Annotated in this window: 1 pseudogene; it reads right to left on the minus strand. The window is 63.4% G+C overall.

Going from position 1 to position 440, the window contains the following annotated elements:
* Positions 1–128: pseudogene (locus DVK05_RS16645) on the minus strand (ABC transporter ATP-binding protein); the annotation flags it as partial.
* Positions 129–440 lie beyond the last annotated feature (312 nt).

Here is a 440-nt window from a genome sequence, read left to right on the forward strand (position 1 = left end):
TTCCCCGCGCCGTTCGGACCGATGAGGCCGAAAACCTCCCCTTCGGCGACTGACAGGGAGACGCCCGAAAGCGCCTCCACGTCGCCGTAGGATTTCCTGAGGTCGTCGGCGACGAGTACCTCGTCCATGTCCTATCCGACGGACCGGTCGGGTGGTAAGGGATTCGGAATCGACACCCGATTCGAGAGATACGGTGAAGGCTCGTTGCCACGGCCCCGCTCGCCGCCGGACTCGGAGTAAACCTTACTCTTGTAGCAATGGTATCAAATTGCATGCTTGGGTCCCGACGCGACTTCCTCGCCGCAACCGGCGTCACGCTCCTTGGTGGACTCGCCGGGTGTGCTGGCGCACCCATAGATGGCAGCGACGGAGGGGGGGGCTCCGCCGGTAACGACACGACGACAAAAGTCCCGCCGGAGGGAACAACCACACCCAACTCG

Source organism: Halorubrum sp. Atlit-8R, from assembly GCF_003666025.1.
GTDB classification, from domain to species: Archaea; Halobacteriota; Halobacteria; order Halobacteriales; family Haloferacaceae; genus Halorubrum; species Halorubrum salinarum.